This is a genomic window from Flavonifractor sp. An91 (assembly GCF_002159225.1).
Classification (GTDB): domain Bacteria; phylum Bacillota; class Clostridia; order Oscillospirales; family Oscillospiraceae; genus Flavonifractor; species Flavonifractor avicola.
Genome location: NZ_NFHA01000003.1, coordinates 1 through 17100, shown reverse-complemented (window position 1 = coordinate 17100; position 17100 = coordinate 1). Strand labels below are relative to the sequence as shown.

Genomic DNA, 17100 nt, shown 5'->3' with positions numbered 1-17100 from the left:
TTTGGAAAGGACTTAAGGACATGGCGGAAGAAAAACTGACCTTTGAGCAGGCTATGGGCCGGCTGGAGGAGATCGTGAAGCGGCTGGAGCGGGGAGACGCCCCGTTGGAGGAGGCTCTGTCCCTCTTTGAGGAGGGGACCCGGCTGCTGGGCGGCTGTTCCGCCCAACTGGACAGTGCCGAACAGAAGGTGCGTAAGCTGCTGGCAGGGCCGGATGGTCAGCCGGCAGAGGAGCCGTTTGAGGAGGGACAGGTATGACGGAACAGGAGAGACTGGACGGCCACAGGGCTCAGGCGGAGGAATGGCTGCGGCACTGCTTCCAGGGCCGGGCGCCCCGTGGGGATCTCTACGACGCCATGTACTACAGTCTGCTGGCAGGCGGCAAGCGGATCCGGCCGGTGCTGCTGCTGGAGAGCTGCCGGCTGTGCGGCGGCGATCCGGAGAAAGCGCTGCCTTTTGCCGGGGCCATTGAGATGATCCATACTTACTCGCTGATCCACGACGATCTGCCCTGCATGGACGACGACGACCTGCGCCGGGGCCGGCCCACCAACCACAAGGTATATGGCGAGGCTACCGCGGTACTGGCGGGAGATGCGCTGCTGACCGGGGCATTTGAGTGGATGCTGGACCCGTCTGTGACCTTTCCGCCGGAGCGGACGCTGGAGGCGGCGGGGGTGTTGGCCCGGGCGGCCGGCGCTCAGGGCATGGTAGGCGGCCAGGTACTGGACATGGCGGGGGAAGGCCATGCCATGGGCCTTACTGAGGTGGAAGAGCTGCAGCGCCTCAAGACCGGAGCGCTCATCCGTGCCGCCGCCGAGATGGGCTGTGTGCTGGCCGGCGGCAGCGAGGAGCAGCGGAAGGCCGTATGCCGCTATGCAGAGCGGATTGGACTTGCCTTCCAGATCCAGGACGACATCCTGGATGTGGTGGGTGACGAGGCCACCTTGGGCAAGCCGGTGGGTTCCGACGCTAAGAGCGAGAAAAATACCTTCGTGACCCTGAAAGGGGTGGAGGAGTGCCGCCGTCTGGTGGAAAAACTGACCGAGGAGGCCGTGGAAGCCCTGTCCATCTTTGGGGATGAGGGCGACAGCCTGTGCTGGCTGGCCCGCTCCCTGGCAAGCCGTGAGAAGTGAGGCGCATCATGGGAAACGTAGTAAACTTTTTCACCGGCAATCTGATCCTCAACCTGGCGATCCTGGCCTGGTTCATTGCGCAGGTGTTGAAGATCATCATTACCTTCTGCACAAAAAAGAAGCTGGACTGGCACTATCTGGTGGCCAGCGGCGGGATGCCCAGCTCCCACTCCGCCTTCGTATGCGCTTGCGCCGCATCGGTAGGCTATATGTATGGCTGGGGATCGCCTATGTTCGGTATTGCGGCGGTTTTGGCTATCGTGGTCATGTATGACGCCGCCAACGTCCGCAAGGCGGCGGGGGAACAGGCCAAGATCCTCAACTATATCATGGACCATTGGACCGAAATGAAGCCGGCCCTCTTCGGCAAGGAACTGAAGGAGCTGCTGGGCCACACGCCCTTCCAGGTCCTGATGGGCGGCGTGCTGGGCGTTGCAGTGGGCTTGTTCGGCGCCTGGCAGTGGAGTTGACAGCCCCACTGATTTGTTGATTTGATCCTTCACCGGGAGGTGTTACCATTCTTAGTCTGGAGCAATGTTCCAACGATCTCAGCGCCCTGACCGACAGTGAGGCGGCTGCTCTCTGCGGTCTGCTGCGGGCCCGCATCCTGGATGTGGTCTCCCGCACCGGCGGCCATCTGGCCTCCAGTCTGGGGGCGGTGGAGCTGATCGTTGCCATTCATCGGGTATTTGATACCGGCCGGGACAGGCTGGTGTTTGACGTGGGCCACCAGTGTTACGCCCACAAGATCCTCACCGGCCGCAATGCCGCCATGGAGACTCTGCGCTCCTTTGGCGGGCTGGCCGGTTATCCAAAACCCACCGAGAGCGACACCGACGCATTCATCGCCGGCCACGCCTCCAACTCAGTGTCGGTGGCCCTCGGAATAGCAAGGGCAAGAACTTTACAGCATGAAGATTACAGTGTATTGGCCCTGATTGGAGACGGTGCCCTCACCGGCGGCCTGGCCTATGAAGGACTATCTGACGCGGGAGACAGCAAGGAGCCCCTTATCGTCATTCTCAACGACAACGGGATGTCCATCACCAAGAGCGTGGGCGGCGTGGCCGACCATCTGGCCCGTCAGCGGCTCAAGCCCCAGTATCTCCGCTTTAAGAGGGGCTACCGGAAGGTGATGGGAGCTACCGCTCTGGGGCGTGGGATCTACAAAGTGACCCACAAGGTCAAGACCGCCATCAAGGAGACCCTACTGCCTTGCAGTCTCTTTGAGGATATGGGCTTTACCTACCTGGGGCCGGTGGACGGCCATGATGTGAAGCGGCTGACCCGGCTGCTCAAGTATGCCCGGGACCTGAAAGGCCCTGTGCTGCTCCATGTCAGAACTGTAAAGGGAAAAGGCTACACACCAGCGGAGCGCAACCCCGATCAATTTCATGGTGTGGGCCGCTTCTGTGTGGAGACCGGCGAGGTGCTGAAGGGCAGCGGTACTAATTTCTCCGCTGTCTTTGGACAGGCCCTCTGCAAGATGGCGGAAGAGGACCCCAGACTGTGTGCCATTACCGCCGCCATGCAGGGAGGAACAGGACTCAACACCTTTGCCGCCCGGTTCCCGGACCGGTTCTTTGATGTGGGCATTGCCGAAGGCCATGCGGTGGCAATGTCCGCCGGTATGGCCAAGCAGGGCATGATCCCGGTCTTTGCGGTGTATTCCTCCTTCCTTCAGCGGGCCTACGATATGCTGATCCATGATGTGGCCCTTCAGGGCCTTCATGTGGTCTTTGCCATTGATCGGGCCGGGCTGGTGGGAGAGGACGGTGAGACCCATCACGGTGTCTTTGACCCTGCCTTTCTGGATACGGTGCCCGGCATGACAGTGCTGTGCCCCTCCAGCTATGCTGAGCTGGAGTCGATGCTCCGATATGCCATCTATGAGGTAAAGGGGCCGGTGGCGGTCCGCTATCCCCGGGGTGGACAGGGGGACTATCAGGACGATTCCGGATTGGTCAGCACCGCAGTGCTGCGTGCCGGCAAGGATATTACCTTGACAGGCTACGGTATCACAGTCAATGCGCTGCTGGACTGTGCCCGGCGGCTGGAGGCCGACGGTATCCAGGCCCAGGTACTCAAGCTCAATACCATCACGCCCCTGGACGGGGCGCCGGTGGCAGCCTCGGCGGCGGAAACCGGGCGGCTGCTGGTGGCAGAGGAGGCTGCCCCAGGCAACTGTGTGGGGCAGCGGCTGGCTGCAAAGCTGCTGGAGCGGGGTGTTGCTGCAAAGGTGGCCATGGTCAACACCGGGCCCGGCTTTGTCACCCACGGGCCTGTGTCCCAACTGAGAACCCTGTGCGGCCTGGATGGGGCGTCCCTGTATAAAACAGCGTTGGAGGTCTGCGGACATGGCAATTGTTAAAAAAAGACTGGACGTGCTGTTGGTGGAGCGGGGGCTGGCGGAGAGTCGTCAGCGGGCCCAGGCCATCATTATGAGCGGCCAGGTCTATGTAAAAGAGCAGAAGGTGGACAAGGCCGGAGCCCAGATCCCCGAGGATGCGCCTGTGGAGGTGCGGGGCCAGACCCTGGCCTATGTGAGCCGGGGCGGCCTGAAGCTGGAAAAGGCAATGAAAACCTTTGAGGGTATTCACCTGGACGGGGCGGTGTGCGGCGATATCGGCGCCTCCACCGGCGGCTTTACCGACTGTATGCTCCAAAACGGAGCGGTCAAAGTGTACGCCGTGGATGTGGGCTACGGTCAGCTGGCCTGGTCCCTCCGCAGCGATGAGCGGGTGGTGTGTCTGGAGCGGACCAATGCCCGCTATCTGACCCATGAGCAGATCCCCGACGAGCTGGACTTTGCCAGCGTGGACGTGTCCTTCATCTCCCTGAAGCTGATTCTGCCTGCCCTCCGTGGCCTGCTCAAGCCGGACGGCCAGGCGGTGTGCCTGGTGAAGCCCCAGTTTGAGGCCGGCCGGGAAAAGGTGGGCAAGAAGGGCGTGGTGCGGGACCCCGCTGTCCACCTGGAAGTGATCCAGCAATTTCTTAAGAACGCCGCTGATGCGGATTTTACTGTAAAGGATATGACCTTTTCACCAATCAGAGGACCCGAGGGCAACATTGAGTACCTGGGACACCTGCTGGCCGGGGGAGGCGGAGCTTCCTGGACCGGCGATCCGGCAGCCCTGGTAGAGGCATCCCACGCGGCCCTGGAAGGAGCCGGACAATGAAAGTAGTGTTGAGCCCCAACCCCTATCGGGACCGGGGATTGAAGGCCGCCCAGGCGGCGGAGAAGATTCTGAAAGCCGCCGGGGTGGAGACCGCCATCTGCCTGCCCTTTGCGGTGGAGGGGGGAAACATCGAATTTCCCAAGCACATCCAGTTCAAGCAGACCGAGGAGGAGCTGAAGGACGCGGATATTCTGGTGTGCTTTGGCGGAGACGGCACCATCCTCCATGCCGCCAAGGACGCCAACCAGCACCATGTGCCCATTCTGGGCGTTAACCTGGGCAGCGTTGGCTTCATGGCGGAGCTGGAACTGGGGGAACTGTCTATGCTCTCCAAGCTGCCCGCCGGAAAGTATGCTGTGGAGGACCGCATGATGCTGGACGTGACGGTGCGGCGGGACGGCAAGGTGATCTATTCTGACATCGCCCTCAACGACGCTGCCCTCACCAAGGGGGCGGTGGCCCGGGTGGTGGATCTGGAGGTGCTGGGGGATAAGACCACCATTACCAAGATGTCTGCCGACGGTGTGGTCATCAGCACCCCCACCGGATCTACCGCTTATTCCATGTCGGCGGGGGGCCCTATCGTGGAGCCCACGGCGGAAAACATCATCGTTACGCCCATCTGTCCTCACGCCCTGTCTGCCCGGTCCTTTGTGCTGGGCCATGAGCGGATGGTGTCCATCAAGCTGGGCCGGATGGCCCGCAAGACCGCCTTTTTGTCGGTGGATGGAGGGAAAGCCTTCAAGCTCAACGGCGGCGACGTGGTGGAGACCAAGATGTCCAAATCCAAAACCAGACTGGTTCGGGTGACCGGCCGGACATTCTATGAGATTTTGAATCATAAATTGGGAGGTGCGTAAGCCATGAAAGCGAAACGGCAGCAGGAGATTTTGCGGATCATTGCGGAGCAGGATATTGATACCCAGGATCAGCTTCTGACAGAGCTGCGGGCCAGAGGGGTGCAGTCCACCCAGGCCACCATTTCCCGGGACATCAAGGAACTCCACCTCATTAAGGAACTGACCGGATACGGGACCTATCGTTACGCCGTTTCGGAGCGGAAGGCCTCCCTGAATATCGCGGGACGGCTGCGTACCATCTTCAAGGAGGGCGTTACCTCCTTTGATATGGCCCAGAATATCGTGGTTTTGAAAACCATGCCCGGTCTGGCCTCTGCGGCCTGCGCCGCCATTGACGGCATGGATATTTCCAGCCTGGTGGGCAGCCTGGCGGGAGACGATACCGCCATCCTTATTATGCGCACCAATGAGGACGCTGCCTCCTTCTGCAATGAGATCCATGCCATGCTGAAATGAGACTTCAAAAAAGTGACAAAGTCACTTTTTTGAGCAGGATGCAGCCCGCTACGCGCAGAATTTGTCCATCTTTGATGGATAAATTCCACACTTGCGGTCTGAGAAGTGTTTTTGGCTACGCGTATGTCGCAGCCAAAAACGGTTTTCGATTTTATTGCGCCGCCTGCGGGCGGCGCAACTCTGCGAGGCTTTTTTAATCAACGTGCCTTTCTAGGGTGGTGGCCTATATGCTTTCTTTGCTGCACATTGAAAATATTGCGGTGATCCAGACGGCGGACATCCAGTTTGACAAAGGCTTTAACGTCCTCACCGGCGAGACCGGCGCGGGCAAGTCCATTGTGGTGGATGCCATCGGGGCCATCATCGGGGAGCGCACCAGCCGGGATCTGATCCGTACCGGGGCAAAGTCCTCCCTGGTCAACGCGGTGTTTACCGGCCTGCCAGAGCTGGACTGGTTCCGGGAGAACGGCGTAGGCCCCGACGAGGAGGGCAATCTGCTCATCCAGCGGGAGATCCAGCCCGACGGGAAGAACATCTGCCGCATCAATGGCCGGCTCATCACCGTCTCCCAGCTGCGGCAGCTGGGCCGCCTACTGCTCAATATCCACGGCCAGCACGACGGCCAGCAGCTGCTGGACGAGCGGTGTCACCTGGATTATCTGGATGGCTTTGGCGCCACCGGGGCGGATCTGGATGCCTACCGGGTTTGCTATAACAGACTGGCTGCCCTCCGCCGGGAGATCTCATCCCTCCGGATGGACGAGGCGGAGAAGGCCCGGCGCATTGACAGCCTGGAATTTCAGATCGGCGAACTGGAGCGGGCCGAGCTGCGGAGCGGGGAAGAGGAAGAACTGACGGAGCGGCGGGATCTGCTGCGCAACGCCGGTAAGCTGATGAAGAGCGTGGAAGGCGCGCATCTGGCCCTGTCCGGCGATGATGAACGGGAAGGAGCCGCTGCCCTGCTGGGGGAGGCGGAGCAGTCTCTTCATGCCGCCGGCCGCATCAGCACCCAGGCCGCCGAGCTGTTGGAAAAGCTGGTGGAACTCCGCTGCGCCGCCGAAGACATTGCCGAGCAGATCCGGGATCTGCGGGACGCCTTTGACTTTGAACCGGGGGAGCTGGACCAGATCGAGAGCCGGTTGGACGTACTCCACCGGCTGAAGAAGAAGTACGGCGATTCGGTGGACGAGATGCTGGACTATCTGGACCGCTGCAAAAAGGAACTGGACGAGATCCAGTTCTCCACTGATACCATTGCCCGGCTGGAGAAGGAGCAGTCCAAGGCCCTGGCCGACGCCCGAAAGGCGGCGGAGACCCTCAGCCAGACCCGAAAGAAGGCGGCCAAGGCGCTGGAACAGCGGATTCAGAGCGAATTGGCCCAGCTGGATATGCCCAAGGTCCGGTTCCAGGTGGAGTTTGGACCCAAGCCGGGGGAGTTCGCCATGGACGACACCGGCATGGACGAGGTGCAGTTTCTCATGTCCGCCAATGTGGGCGAGGACCTGAAGCCCATCCAGAAGATTGCCTCCGGCGGTGAGTTGGCCCGCATCATGCTGGCCCTGAAAAATGTGCTGGCGGAAAACGATCAGGTGGGCACCATGGTCTTTGACGAGGTGGATACCGGCGTGTCCGGACGGGCGGCCCAGAAGGTGGCGGAAAAGCTGGCCGATGTGGCCCACGCCAAGCAGGTACTGTGCGTTACCCATCTGCCTCAGCTGGCCGCCATGGCCGACGTCCACTTCTCCGTGGAGAAGGGGGAGAGGGGCGGCCGGACCTATACCCAGGTGGAGCGTCTGACCCGCCAGCGCCGGTGCGAGGAGCTGGCCCGGCTTACCTCCGGCGAGCACATCACCGACGCTACCCTTGGCGCCGCCGGGGAGCTGCTGGACAGTGCGGAGACCTACAAGAAACTACACAAAAGCTAGATTTTGTTGAGTACCGCTTTTCTGCTTGACAAACGGAGCAAGAGCGATTATAATCCTCATCAATATGACACTGCGATGACAGGGAGAAGTACCAACCCCCGTCCCGCCCAGAGAGCCCCCGGTTTGGTGAGAGGGGGAGGGGACAGGCTGGGAAATACACTCTGGAGCAGCCGCCTGAACAGGGGAGACCCCCAGTAGGGCCGTGTCGGGTGCGCCCGTTATCGCGCCGCCGTGTGTTGGCACGGCATGAGGCCGTTTTTGCGAGAAAACGGCGAACCAGAGGTGGTACCGCGTTTTTACGCCCTCTGTCCGAACGGACAGAGGGCTTTTTGCATGAAAGGGGGATTTTGTGGATCGGAATGTCTGTACCCGCTGCGGCGGGGAGATGGCCTGCATTGGACAGCATTTTCTGAAAAAAGGTGCGCCGGGCTGGCATTTGAGAGGGAATCTTGAGCGGAACGGGATGGAAGATTTAATGCCTGTGGAGCTATGGTGTTGCCAGAGCTGCCAACACCTAGACTTTTATCTGTCGGGAAGCATCTCCCAGGATGAGGGATCGGGCATTGCTCAGGTCCCCTGCCCCCACTGCGGAATCCTCCACGACATGGACGACGCCAAGTGTCCCCACTGCGGAAAGCGGTTATACTGATGACTACACCATTGAGATAAAGGAGAATGAACATGACTTGTTACGAAGAACTGAAGGCCCGTGGCCTCATTGCCCAGGTCACCAACGAGGAGGAGATCTCCAAGATGATCAACGAGGGCAAGGCCGTCTTTTACATCGGCTTTGACCCTACCGCCGACTCCCTCCATGTGGGTCACTTCATGGCTCTGTGCCTGATGAAGCGGCTCCAGATGGCGGGCAACCGTCCTATCGCCCTCATCGGCGGCGGCACCGGCTACATCGGTGACCCCTCCGGCCGTACCGATATGCGCAACATGATGACCCCGGAGACCATCCAGCACAACTGTGACTGCTTTAAGAAGCAGATGGAGCGTTTCATCGAGTTCGGCGAGGGCAAGGCCCAGATGGTGAACAACGCCGAGTGGCTCCTCAAGCTCAACTACATTGAGCTGCTCCGTGAGGTGGGCGCCTGCTTCTCCGTCAACAATATGCTCCGGGCTGAGTGCTACAAGCAGCGCATGGAGAAGGGCCTCTCCTTCCTGGAGTTCAACTACATGATCATGCAGTCCTACGACTTCTACCATCTGTTCCAGCACTACGGCTGCAATATGCAGTTCGGCGGCGACGACCAGTGGTCCAATATGCTGGGCGGCACCGAGCTGATCCGCCGCAAGCTGGGCAAGGACGCCCACGCCATGACCATCACCCTGCTGCTCAACTCCGAGGGCAAGAAGATGGGCAAGACCGCCAAGGGCGCCGTGTGGCTGGACCCCAACAAGACCAGCCCCTATGAGTTCTACCAGTACTGGCGCAACGTGGGCGACGGCGATGTGCTCAAGTGCCTGCGGATGCTCACCTTCCTGCCTCTGGAGCAGATCGACGAGATGGACAAGTGGGAGGGCAGCCAGCTCAACACCGCCAAGGAGATCCTGGCCTTTGAGCTGACCAAGCTGGTTCACGGCGAGGAGGAGGCCCAAAAGGCCCAGGATGCTGCCAAGGCCCTGTTTGTGGGCGGCGGCGATATGAGCAACGTGCCCTCCACCGCCCTGGAGGCTGGTGCGCTCACCGACGGCGCCATCGGTATTCTGGATCTGATGCTGGCCTGTAAGCTGGCGCCCTCCAAGAAGGAGGCCCGCCGCCTCATCGAGCAGGGCGGCGTGGAACTGGACGGCCAGAAGGTAACGGACGTATACACTGCCGTGACTGCCGAGCAGCTCTCCGGCGACGGCGTCATGATCAAGAAGGGCAAGAAGGTCTTCCACCGGGCCTCTCTGCAGGGCTGAGTGTTCAGGGGCTGCCGTCAGTGGGGCAGCCCCTTTCTTAATTTTACCTGACTTTGGTTGCAGGCGACAAACAGGCATGATACAATAAACCTGTTGGAAGGCTTACCGCCCCGGCAATGTGTGTGGCGGCTGCAAAGGAGGAAGGCACTGTGCCGGAAAAAGAGGACCCGAAGAACAAGAAGAAATGGTACATCCTGGATGGCAGCCATGTGCAGCTGCTCATTGTGCTCATCGTTGCCATCCTGTTCTATGTGGGATTGAACCATTTCAGCGTAGTAACTGTCCGAATCAACCAGTTTATGGGGGTTCTGTCCCCGTTTATCGTGGGCTTTGCCATTGCCTATCTGCTCAATACCCCCATGTGCTTTTTTGAGCGAAAACTCTTTCCCAACCACCGGTTTAAGCGTGCGTTGTCCATTTTGCTGGTCTATGTGCTGGCCTTTGCGGTGGTGGCCATTCTGCTGGGGCTCATCGTGCCTCAGGTGGTACAGAGCGTCAAGGACCTGGCGGGCAATATGCAGACCTACCTGACCAGCCTGGATCAGCTGGTGCAGGATCTGACCGAGCAATTTGATCTGGATGCCGACGCCATCAACGATATGTTCGGTAACTTCCAGAACATGATCAGCAACATGACCGCAAAAGCGGCGGAGGCCCTGCCCCAGCTGCTGGATGTGGGCTTTGCCATCGGCAGCGGCGTGATTGCGGGCATCACCGCTCTGATTTCCTCCATCTATATGCTGGCGGGGAAGGACCGGCTGGTACCCCAGCTGAAAAAGCTCCTCTACGCCACCGTGTCCAAGCGCCGGTCCGACTGGCTGCTGGGGGTATGCGGTCAGGCCAACCGGGTATTCGTGGGCTTTATCAACGGTAAGATCATCGATTCCGCCATCATCGGCGTGCTCTGTTTCATCCTGTGCGCCATTTTCCGGATCCCGTACCCCATGCTGGTTAGCGTTACCGTGGGTGTCACCAATGTGATCCCCTTCTTTGGGCCCATCATCGGCGCCATTCCCTGTCTGTTTATTCTGGTGATCGTGGACCCCTGGGCCGCCCTGCGGTTCTTTGCCCTGGTCATCGGATTGCAGCAGTTTGACGGCAACATCCTGGGGCCCAAGATCCTGGGCGACAGCACCGGCCTGTCCGCCATCTGGGTGCTCATCTCCATTGTCACCTGCGGCGGCCTGTTTGGCTTCCCCGGCATGATCCTGGGCGTGCCCACCTTCGCTGTGCTCTATGCTTTGGTTCGGGAGTGGGTCAACAAGCGTCTCAAGGCAAAAAAAATCGACGGCAACGGCAAGCCCCTGGAGGAGCAGCCCCAAACGCCGCCGGACAAAGAATGAAAAAAGACCGCCCATTGGGCGGTCTTTTTTTGCTGTTAGGAAAGGGTGGCCTGGACCAGATCAGTCATGGAGTAGAGACCAGGGGCCTCCATACCGGCAAGAAATCGGGCCGCCCGGATGGCGCCGGAGGCAAAGACCTCTCGGCTCATGGCGGAGTGGCTCAGGGTGATGACCTCATTCTCACCGGCAAAGATCACGTCGTGATCTCCCACGATGCCGCCGCCGCGGACAGAGCAGATGCCGATCTCCTCCTTGTCTCTGGCCTTGCGGACGCTGTGGCGGTTACACACATAGTCGGGCTGGTAGGGAAGAGCGGATGCCGCCGCGTCGGCCAGCATGAGGGCGGTGCCGCTGGGGGCGTCCACCTTTTTATTATGGTGTTTTTCCACGATCTCAATATCGTAGTCCGTCCCCAGAGCCGCGGTGGCCTGGCGTACCAGGGCCAGCAGCACATTGACTCCCAGGGACATATTGGCGGAGCGGAACACGGGGATGACCCGCGCCGCCTGGTCGATGGCGGCCAGCTGCTCCTCCGAGTAGCCGGTGGTGGCCAGCACTGCCGGGATGTTCCGCTGCAAACAGAAGTCCAGCAGAGCGGGCAGGGCAGCAGGGGAGGAGAAGTCGATGAGAGCGTCAGCCTGCCCCTGGAACTCAGCGGGGGAGGAGAACACGGGGAAGTCCCGGTCACCAGTCCCCAGCAGGTCAAATCCGGCGGCGATTTCCAGGTCGGGCTGGGCGGCGCACAGATGCTCCACCGCCCGGCCCATCCGGCCGTTGCAGCCGGAGAGGATCAAACGAAGCATTTCCAACATCCTTTCCCGGTGGCTCAGGCGGAGAGCAGTCCCACCTTGACCATAGACTGACGGAGGGTTTCCAGCGGTCCGTCGCTCATATCGCACAGAGGCAGGCGGAGGGAGCCGATGTCGTAGCCCGCCAGATTCATGGCAGCCTTGATGGGAATGGGGTTGACCTCCAGGAAGAGGGCGTCAATGAAGTCCATGTAGCCCAGCTGAAGGGCGGCGGCCTGGTCAAACTTGCCCTCCAGGCACAGGTGGGTCATCTGGATCATGACCTCGGGGGCGATGTTGGCTACCACCGAGATGACGCCCTTGGCGCCCAGGCTCATCATGGGGACCACCTGGTCGTCGTTGCCCGACCAGACATAGAAGTCGTCGCCGCAGATGGCCAGGGTGTGGGCCAGCAGAGAGAAGTTGCCGCTGGCCTCCTTGACGCCGTTGATGTTGGGGTGCTGGGAGAGCACCTTGTAGGTCTCGGCGGTGAAGGAAACGCCGGTGCGGGAGGGCACATTATAGAGGATAATGGGCAGATCCACCCGGTCGGCAATGTATTCGTAGTGCTTGATGAGGCCGGTCTGGGACGCCTTGTTGTAGTAGGGGGTGACGTGCAGCAGGGCGTCGGCACCGGAGTCCTGAGCGTGCTGGGACAGGTAGACGGCGGCGGAAGTATCGTTGCTGCCCGCGCCGGCAATGACCTTGACCCGGCCGTTCACCCGCTTGACACAGTATTCCACGGCGGCAATGTGCTCCCGGATGGTCAGGGTGGAACACTCTCCGGTGGTGCCGCAGACGCAGATGGCGTCCAGGCCCCGCTCGATCTGCTCGTCGATGATTTTCCCGAACTGATCGTAGTTGATGGCGCCGCTGTGGTCAAACGGGGTGATGATGGCGGAACAGGCTCCGGTAAAAACAGGCTCTCTCATAATTAGGGTTACCTCCTTGAAATGTAACCCTCCGCGCACAGAAGTTCGGCAAGAAGGACTGCGCCGCCCGCGGCGCCGCGAAGGGTATTGTGGGACAGGCAGACGAACTTATAGTCGTACTGCGTGTCGGGACGCAGACGGCCAATGCAGACCGCCATACCGCCCTCGGTCATCCGGTCCAGCCGGGTCTGAGGACGGTCGGGCTCCTCAAAGTAGTGCAGGAACTGCTTGGGAGCGGAGGGCAGGGCCAGCTCCTGGGCACGGCCCTTGTAATTTGCCCAGATCTCTTTGATCTCCTCCATAGAGGGTTTGTTCTCAAAGCGTGCGAACACAGCGGCCATGTGGCCGTTGGACGCGGGCACCCGCAGACACTGGGCGGTGATGGCGGGGGACTGGGCGTTGACGATGACCCCGTTCTCCACCTTGCCCCACAGCTTCAGGGGCTCCTGCTCGCTCTTCTCCTCCTCGCCGCCGATGTAGGGGATCACATTGTCCACCATCTCAGGCCAGGTGTCGAAGGTTTTGCCCGCGCCGGAAATAGCCTGATAGGTGCAGACCAGCACCTGGTTCAGGCCGAAGCCGCGCAGGGGGTGCAGGGCGGGAACATAGCTCTGGAGGGAGCAGTTGGACTTAACGGCAATGAACCCGCGCTCCACCCCCAGTCGCTTTCGCTGGGCCTCGATGACTTTGATATGCTCGGGATTGATCTCCGGCACCACCATGGGCACGTCGGGCGTCCAGCGGTGAGCGGAGTTGTTGGAGACCACGGGGCACTCGTGCTTGGCGTAAGCCTCCTCCAGAGCCTGAATCTCTTCCTTCTTCATATCCACGGCGGAAAAGACAAAATCCACCTGGGAGGCAATGGCCTCGATATCGGCCTGGGCGTTCATGACCACCATCTTTTTGGCCTCTTCGGGCATGGGATTCTCCAGAGCCCAGCGGGAGCCGATGGCTTCCTCATAGGTCTTGCCGGCGGAGCGGCTGCTGGCCGCAATGACAGTGAGCTGGAACCAGGGGTGATTCTCCAGCAGGGAAACAAAACGCTGGCCCACCATACCGGTGCCGCCGATGACGCCTACTTTGTATTTTTCCATGACCATACCTCCGTTGCTCAAAGTTTATTCCAACACCGGCCTGTCTCAGACCGGAAACTCATAGCGAAAAGAAAAAGAAAATCAGCAGTTTACAGAACTGCTGATTTTGTACTATAATGACAGGGACAGTGCGTCCCCGACCATACCAGACAAAAGCAGACAGCACTCCGCCGCGTGTGCGGCGACAGTCGAACGGATCTTATCCGGGCGACCAGGCAAACGCACCACCGGGAGCGTCCCTTCGGCGGCCTCCCCTTTCACGCGGTTCACCGGGCCCGGCACCCTCACCACGCTACTCTTGAAGAGCCGCGCCTCTATCCTGCAAATGTAATTTCGCTATTTAGTTTGCAAAATTGTACCACAAGTTCTGGCAAAGTGTCAACGAAAGCGAGATGGGATTTCCGCCAAATGAAAACAGGAAAGATGAAAAAAATTGTGCAGATTGCAGCTCTGGCCCTGGCTATCGTCCTTCCGTTGAGCCAGTCTCCGGCTTCCGCCGCCTCGGTGGCGGTGGATCCCACCATTAAAGTGGGTATCTTTTACGGCTCCAACGCCCTGCCTGGCGCCAACCTGCTCAACGATGTGGGCAGCGGGTACCGGCTGGGCTATTATGACGACAACCGGGTGTTTCAGCAGCTGGCCGCCACCAGTGAGACCGCCATCTCGGTGGTCAAAACCCAGAATGTCTACTACGGCAAGGTGGGGACATGGAGCGGCTATTACGACACCATTACCTCCAATATCGCCGTGGGCTGCTGGCATTTGAAGCTGCCGGGCAGCTACAGCTCCTACAACGAAGCTGCCGCGGCCGCTTCCGCCCATTCCGGCGGCTTTGCGGCCTGGATCGATGGAGAGTGGCAGGCCAGAGTGGGCGCCTACCTGGACAAGGAATCCGCCCAGGCGGCTCAGTCCAGCCTGGGTCTTGGGGGCGCCGAGGTGGTTGGTACCTCCAGCGCCGGGGTGTCGGTGGTCAAGACGGGCACCAGCCAGATCCTCTTCCAGTTTGACAGCGCCTCCAAGAGCCTGGGCATCAAGCCCGGCCTGGACGACAGCGTCAAGACCGAGACCATTTTTCGGGGCAATACCTATTATGGCGGCTTCCAGTACCAGCGGACCGGCGGCGGCAACCTGACGGTGAGCAACGTGATCGGTCTGGAGGACTATGTACAGGGGGTCATCGTGCGGGAGATGAGCTCCTCCTGGCCCCTGGAGGCCCTGAAGGCCCAGGCGGTGTGTGCCCGTACCTACGCCTACCGCAACTATACCGCCAGCAAGCACAAGAGCCAGGGCTTCGACATCTGCAACACCACCTGCTGTCAGGTTTATGAGGGCATGAAGCGGGTGACGGCCTCCAGCAGCAAGGCGGTGGAGGAGACCTACGGCGAATACGCCTGGTACAACGGCTCCCTCATCGACGCGGTGTATTCCTCCCACGACGGCGGCGCCACCGAGAGCGCCGTCAATGTGTGGGGGAGCAACGTGGCCTACCTCATCGGCAAGTACGACCCCTATGAAGCGTCGGTGGCCAGCAAGGTTCCCAACTATAACTGGACGGTGACCTATACGGCCCAGGAGCTCACCGACCTGCTCAATTCCAAGGGCTATACCAACTCGGGCATCGTGGACTTCAAGGTCACCAAGACCAGCCCCACCGGCAATGCCATTGAGATCACCTTCACCGACTCCTCCGGCAAGAGCTGGAGCAAGATCCGGGACGACTGCCGCACCTTCCTGGGGCTGCGGTCCATCCATTACACCGTGTCCAGCTCCGCCGGCAGCGGCTCGTCCGGCGGGGGAGGGAGCTACACGGTGAACGGAAATGGTACCCTCGGCAGCCTGGACGGGGCCTATGCCATCGACGGCAGCGGTTCCACCTCCAAGCTGAGCGGCGACGTGTACATCATCGACGGCAGCGGCCAGGTGACCCAGGCCACGGCATCCGGCGGCAGCGGCGGAGACAGCTCCACCGTGTTCACCATCACCGGCTCCGGCTGGGGCCACAACGTGGGCATGAGCCAGTGGGGCGCTTATGCCATGGCCCAGCAGGGCTATACTTATCAGGATATCCTGACCTTCTACTATACTGGAATAGAGGTGCGCAAGCCATAAAGACGTCTGATTTTGACTTTTACCTGCCGGAGGAGCTGATCGCTCAGACTCCTCTGGAGAAGCGGGACTCCTCCCGGCTGCTGGTACTGGACAAGCACACCGGCGAAACGAAACATATGCACTTTTTCGATCTGCCCACTCTGCTGAGACCGGGAGACTGTCTGGTACTCAACGACTCCCGGGTGCTGCCCGCCCGGCTCATCGGCCACCGGGAGCCCGGTGGGGGAGCGGTGGAGGTGCTGCTGCTCATCGACCGGGGCAATAAGACCTGGGAGTGCCTGGTGCGGCCCGGCCGCAAAATGAAGCCTGGTACCCGGGTGTCTTTCGGCGAGGGCCAGCTCACCGCCGAGGTCACCGAGGTGCTGGAGGGCGGCAACCGGCTGGTCCGCTTCGACTACGAGGGTATTTTCCTGGAAAAGCTGGAGCAGCTGGGCAAGATGCCTCTGCCTCCTTACATTAAGGCCGAGCTTAACGACCCGGAGCGGTATCAGACCGTCTACTCCCGGGAGGTGGGTTCTGCCGCCGCCCCCACCGCCGGTCTCCACTTCACCAAGGAACTACTCAAGCAGGTGGAGGACATGGGGGTGCGTCTGGCCTATGTGACCCTCCATGTGGGCCTGGGCACCTTCCGCCCGGTGAAGGAGGAGGATATCCTGGACCACGAGATGCACTCCGAGTACTGCATGATCTCTGCCGGGACCGCCGAGACCATCAACCGCACCAAGGCCGAGGGAGGCCGGGTGATCTGCGTGGGCACCACTTCCTGCCGCACCATTGAGAGCTGGGCGGCAGAGGACGGAACCCTGAAGGAGAGCGCCGGATGGACCAATATCTTCATCTATCCGGGCTACAAATTCAAGGTGCTGGACTGCCTCATCACCAACTTCCATCTGCCGGAATCCACCCTCATCATGCTGGTGTCCGCCCTGGCGGGCCGGGAGCGCATCCTGGCCGCCTACAAGGAGGCGGTGGAGCAGAAATACCGCTTCTTCTCCTTCGGAGACGCCATGTTTATCTGCTGACGCTTCTCCAAAGCGGCAGAGCCGCTTTGGAGAGAGGAATACAGCCTGTTGCGCGCAGAAGCCGTTTGCCAAGGGCAAACGGCTTCCACACTGACAGGCTGAGAAGTGTTTTCAGCCACGCACATGTCGCGGCTGAAAACGGACTCAAATTCTTTCACGCCTGCGGGCGTGAACTCTGCGAGGCCTTTTTTGCAAGTCGAGGAGCCCGCGGCAGATGCCGCGGGCTCCTTCAGCCTGTCGAGAAACCCGGTTTATGCATGAAGCATAAGCCGGGTTTCTGGCATATAGAGGCCAAAGAAGTACAAGCGTGAATGGAGAAAGCTTCTCCTTCCACAACCACTTGGCC

15 protein-coding genes, 1 riboswitch and 1 other annotated feature are annotated in these 17100 nt (G+C 60.5%); of the genes, 12 read left to right on the top strand and 3 right to left on the bottom strand.

What is annotated here, in order from left to right; translation table 11 throughout:
* Nucleotides 1-20 precede the first annotated feature (20 nt).
* From xseB to B5G42_RS02815, 10 genes are all read left to right on the top strand, one after another.
* On the top strand, nucleotides 21-257 hold the full coding sequence (xseB, locus tag B5G42_RS02860; protein WP_087188045.1) for an exodeoxyribonuclease VII small subunit: 237 nt from the start codon (nucleotides 21-23) through the stop codon (nucleotides 255-257).
* The gene (locus tag B5G42_RS02855) at nucleotides 254-1135 is read left to right on the top strand and encodes a polyprenyl synthetase family protein (protein WP_087266453.1); all 882 of its coding nucleotides are present in this window, start codon (nucleotides 254-256) and stop codon (nucleotides 1133-1135) included. The genes xseB and B5G42_RS02855 overlap by 4 nt, the downstream gene beginning before the upstream one ends.
* A gap of 8 nt (nucleotides 1136-1143) precedes the next feature.
* Nucleotides 1144-1605, top strand: coding sequence for a divergent PAP2 family protein (locus tag B5G42_RS02850; protein ID WP_087188047.1), 462 nt, complete (start codon nucleotides 1144-1146; stop codon nucleotides 1603-1605).
* A 56-nt stretch (nucleotides 1606-1661) separates the two neighbouring features.
* A complete protein-coding gene (gene dxs, locus B5G42_RS02845; protein WP_087266450.1) occupies nucleotides 1662-3506 on the top strand; it encodes a 1-deoxy-D-xylulose-5-phosphate synthase in 1845 nt (614 codons plus the stop codon).
* On the top strand, nucleotides 3493-4314 hold the full coding sequence (locus B5G42_RS02840) for a TlyA family RNA methyltransferase (protein WP_087266448.1): 822 nt from the start codon (nucleotides 3493-3495) through the stop codon (nucleotides 4312-4314). The genes dxs and B5G42_RS02840 overlap by 14 nt, the downstream gene beginning before the upstream one ends.
* A complete protein-coding gene (locus B5G42_RS02835; protein ID WP_087266446.1) occupies nucleotides 4311-5174 on the top strand; it encodes an NAD(+)/NADH kinase in 864 nt (287 codons plus the stop codon). The genes B5G42_RS02840 and B5G42_RS02835 overlap by 4 nt, the downstream gene beginning before the upstream one ends.
* A 3-nt stretch (nucleotides 5175-5177) precedes the next feature.
* Complete coding sequence (locus B5G42_RS02830; protein WP_087266444.1) at nucleotides 5178-5630, top strand: arginine repressor; 453 nt, start codon at nucleotides 5178-5180, stop codon at nucleotides 5628-5630.
* Between the two features lie 227 nt (nucleotides 5631-5857).
* The gene (recN, locus tag B5G42_RS02825) at nucleotides 5858-7555 is read left to right on the top strand and encodes a DNA repair protein RecN (protein ID WP_087266442.1); all 1698 of its coding nucleotides are present in this window, start codon (nucleotides 5858-5860) and stop codon (nucleotides 7553-7555) included.
* 66 nt (nucleotides 7556-7621) lie between these two features.
* Nucleotides 7622-7864: a binding site (T-box leader), on the top strand.
* A 372-nt stretch (nucleotides 7865-8236) separates the two neighbouring features.
* Nucleotides 8237-9466: a tyrosine--tRNA ligase gene (gene tyrS / locus B5G42_RS02820; protein WP_087266440.1), complete on the top strand. Its 1230-nt coding sequence runs from the start codon at nucleotides 8237-8239 to the stop codon at nucleotides 9464-9466.
* A gap of 149 nt (nucleotides 9467-9615) precedes the next feature.
* Entirely contained in the window at nucleotides 9616-10809 is a 1194-nt protein-coding gene (locus B5G42_RS02815; protein WP_242958856.1) for an AI-2E family transporter, read from the top strand.
* A 35-nt stretch (nucleotides 10810-10844) separates the two neighbouring features.
* On the opposite strand, the gene dapB is transcribed toward B5G42_RS02815, so the two are convergent.
* Genes dapB through asd form a run of 3 tightly spaced genes read right to left on the bottom strand, consistent with a single transcriptional unit; the run spans nucleotide 10845 to nucleotide 13623 of the window.
* Nucleotides 10845-11612: a 4-hydroxy-tetrahydrodipicolinate reductase gene (dapB, locus tag B5G42_RS02810; RefSeq protein WP_087266436.1), complete on the bottom strand. Its 768-nt coding sequence runs from the start codon at nucleotides 11610-11612 to the stop codon at nucleotides 10845-10847.
* Between the two features lie 23 nt (nucleotides 11613-11635).
* Complete coding sequence (gene dapA / locus B5G42_RS02805; RefSeq protein WP_087188057.1) at nucleotides 11636-12529, bottom strand: 4-hydroxy-tetrahydrodipicolinate synthase; 894 nt, start codon at nucleotides 12527-12529, stop codon at nucleotides 11636-11638.
* An 8-nt stretch (nucleotides 12530-12537) separates the two neighbouring features.
* Nucleotides 12538-13623 (bottom strand): aspartate-semialdehyde dehydrogenase, encoded by a 1086-nt coding sequence (asd, locus tag B5G42_RS02800; protein ID WP_087266434.1) that lies wholly within the window; start codon nucleotides 13621-13623, stop codon nucleotides 12538-12540.
* Between the two features lie 152 nt (nucleotides 13624-13775).
* A riboswitch (Lysine riboswitch) is annotated at nucleotides 13776-13948 on the bottom strand.
* Between the two features lie 98 nt (nucleotides 13949-14046).
* Between asd and B5G42_RS02795 the strand changes: the two genes are divergently transcribed.
* Entirely contained in the window at nucleotides 14047-15732 is a 1686-nt protein-coding gene (locus B5G42_RS02795) for a SpoIID/LytB domain-containing protein (protein WP_087266432.1), read from the top strand.
* A complete protein-coding gene (queA, locus tag B5G42_RS02790; protein ID WP_087266694.1) occupies nucleotides 15729-16754 on the top strand; it encodes a tRNA preQ1(34) S-adenosylmethionine ribosyltransferase-isomerase QueA in 1026 nt (341 codons plus the stop codon). The genes B5G42_RS02795 and queA overlap by 4 nt, the downstream gene beginning before the upstream one ends.
* Nucleotides 16755-17100 lie beyond the last annotated feature (346 nt).

Bases quoted from the DNA above. Each gene is read 5' to 3' on its own strand.
- asd (WP_087266434.1), bottom strand. From the start codon at position 13,623: ATGGAAAAATACAAAGTAGGCGTCATCGGCGGCACCGGTATGGTGGGC.
- B5G42_RS02795 (WP_087266432.1), top strand. From the start codon at position 14,047: ATGAAAAAAATTGTGCAGATTGCAGCTCTGGCCCTGGCTATCGTCCTT.
- B5G42_RS02850 (WP_087188047.1), top strand. From the start codon at position 1,144: ATGGGAAACGTAGTAAACTTTTTCACCGGCAATCTGATCCTCAACCTG.
- dapA (WP_087188057.1), bottom strand. From the start codon at position 12,529: ATGAGAGAGCCTGTTTTTACCGGAGCCTGTTCCGCCATCATCACCCCG.
- xseB (WP_087188045.1), top strand. From the start codon at position 21: ATGGCGGAAGAAAAACTGACCTTTGAGCAGGCTATGGGCCGGCTGGAG.
- B5G42_RS02855 (WP_087266453.1), top strand. From the start codon at position 254: ATGACGGAACAGGAGAGACTGGACGGCCACAGGGCTCAGGCGGAGGAA.
- B5G42_RS02840 (WP_087266448.1), top strand. From the start codon at position 3,493: ATGGCAATTGTTAAAAAAAGACTGGACGTGCTGTTGGTGGAGCGGGGG.
- recN (WP_087266442.1), top strand. From the start codon at position 5,858: ATGCTTTCTTTGCTGCACATTGAAAATATTGCGGTGATCCAGACGGCG.
- B5G42_RS02835 (WP_087266446.1), top strand. From the start codon at position 4,311: ATGAAAGTAGTGTTGAGCCCCAACCCCTATCGGGACCGGGGATTGAAG.
- tyrS (WP_087266440.1), top strand. From the start codon at position 8,237: ATGACTTGTTACGAAGAACTGAAGGCCCGTGGCCTCATTGCCCAGGTC.
- dapB (WP_087266436.1), bottom strand. From the start codon at position 11,612: ATGCTTCGTTTGATCCTCTCCGGCTGCAACGGCCGGATGGGCCGGGCG.
- B5G42_RS02830 (WP_087266444.1), top strand. From the start codon at position 5,178: ATGAAAGCGAAACGGCAGCAGGAGATTTTGCGGATCATTGCGGAGCAG.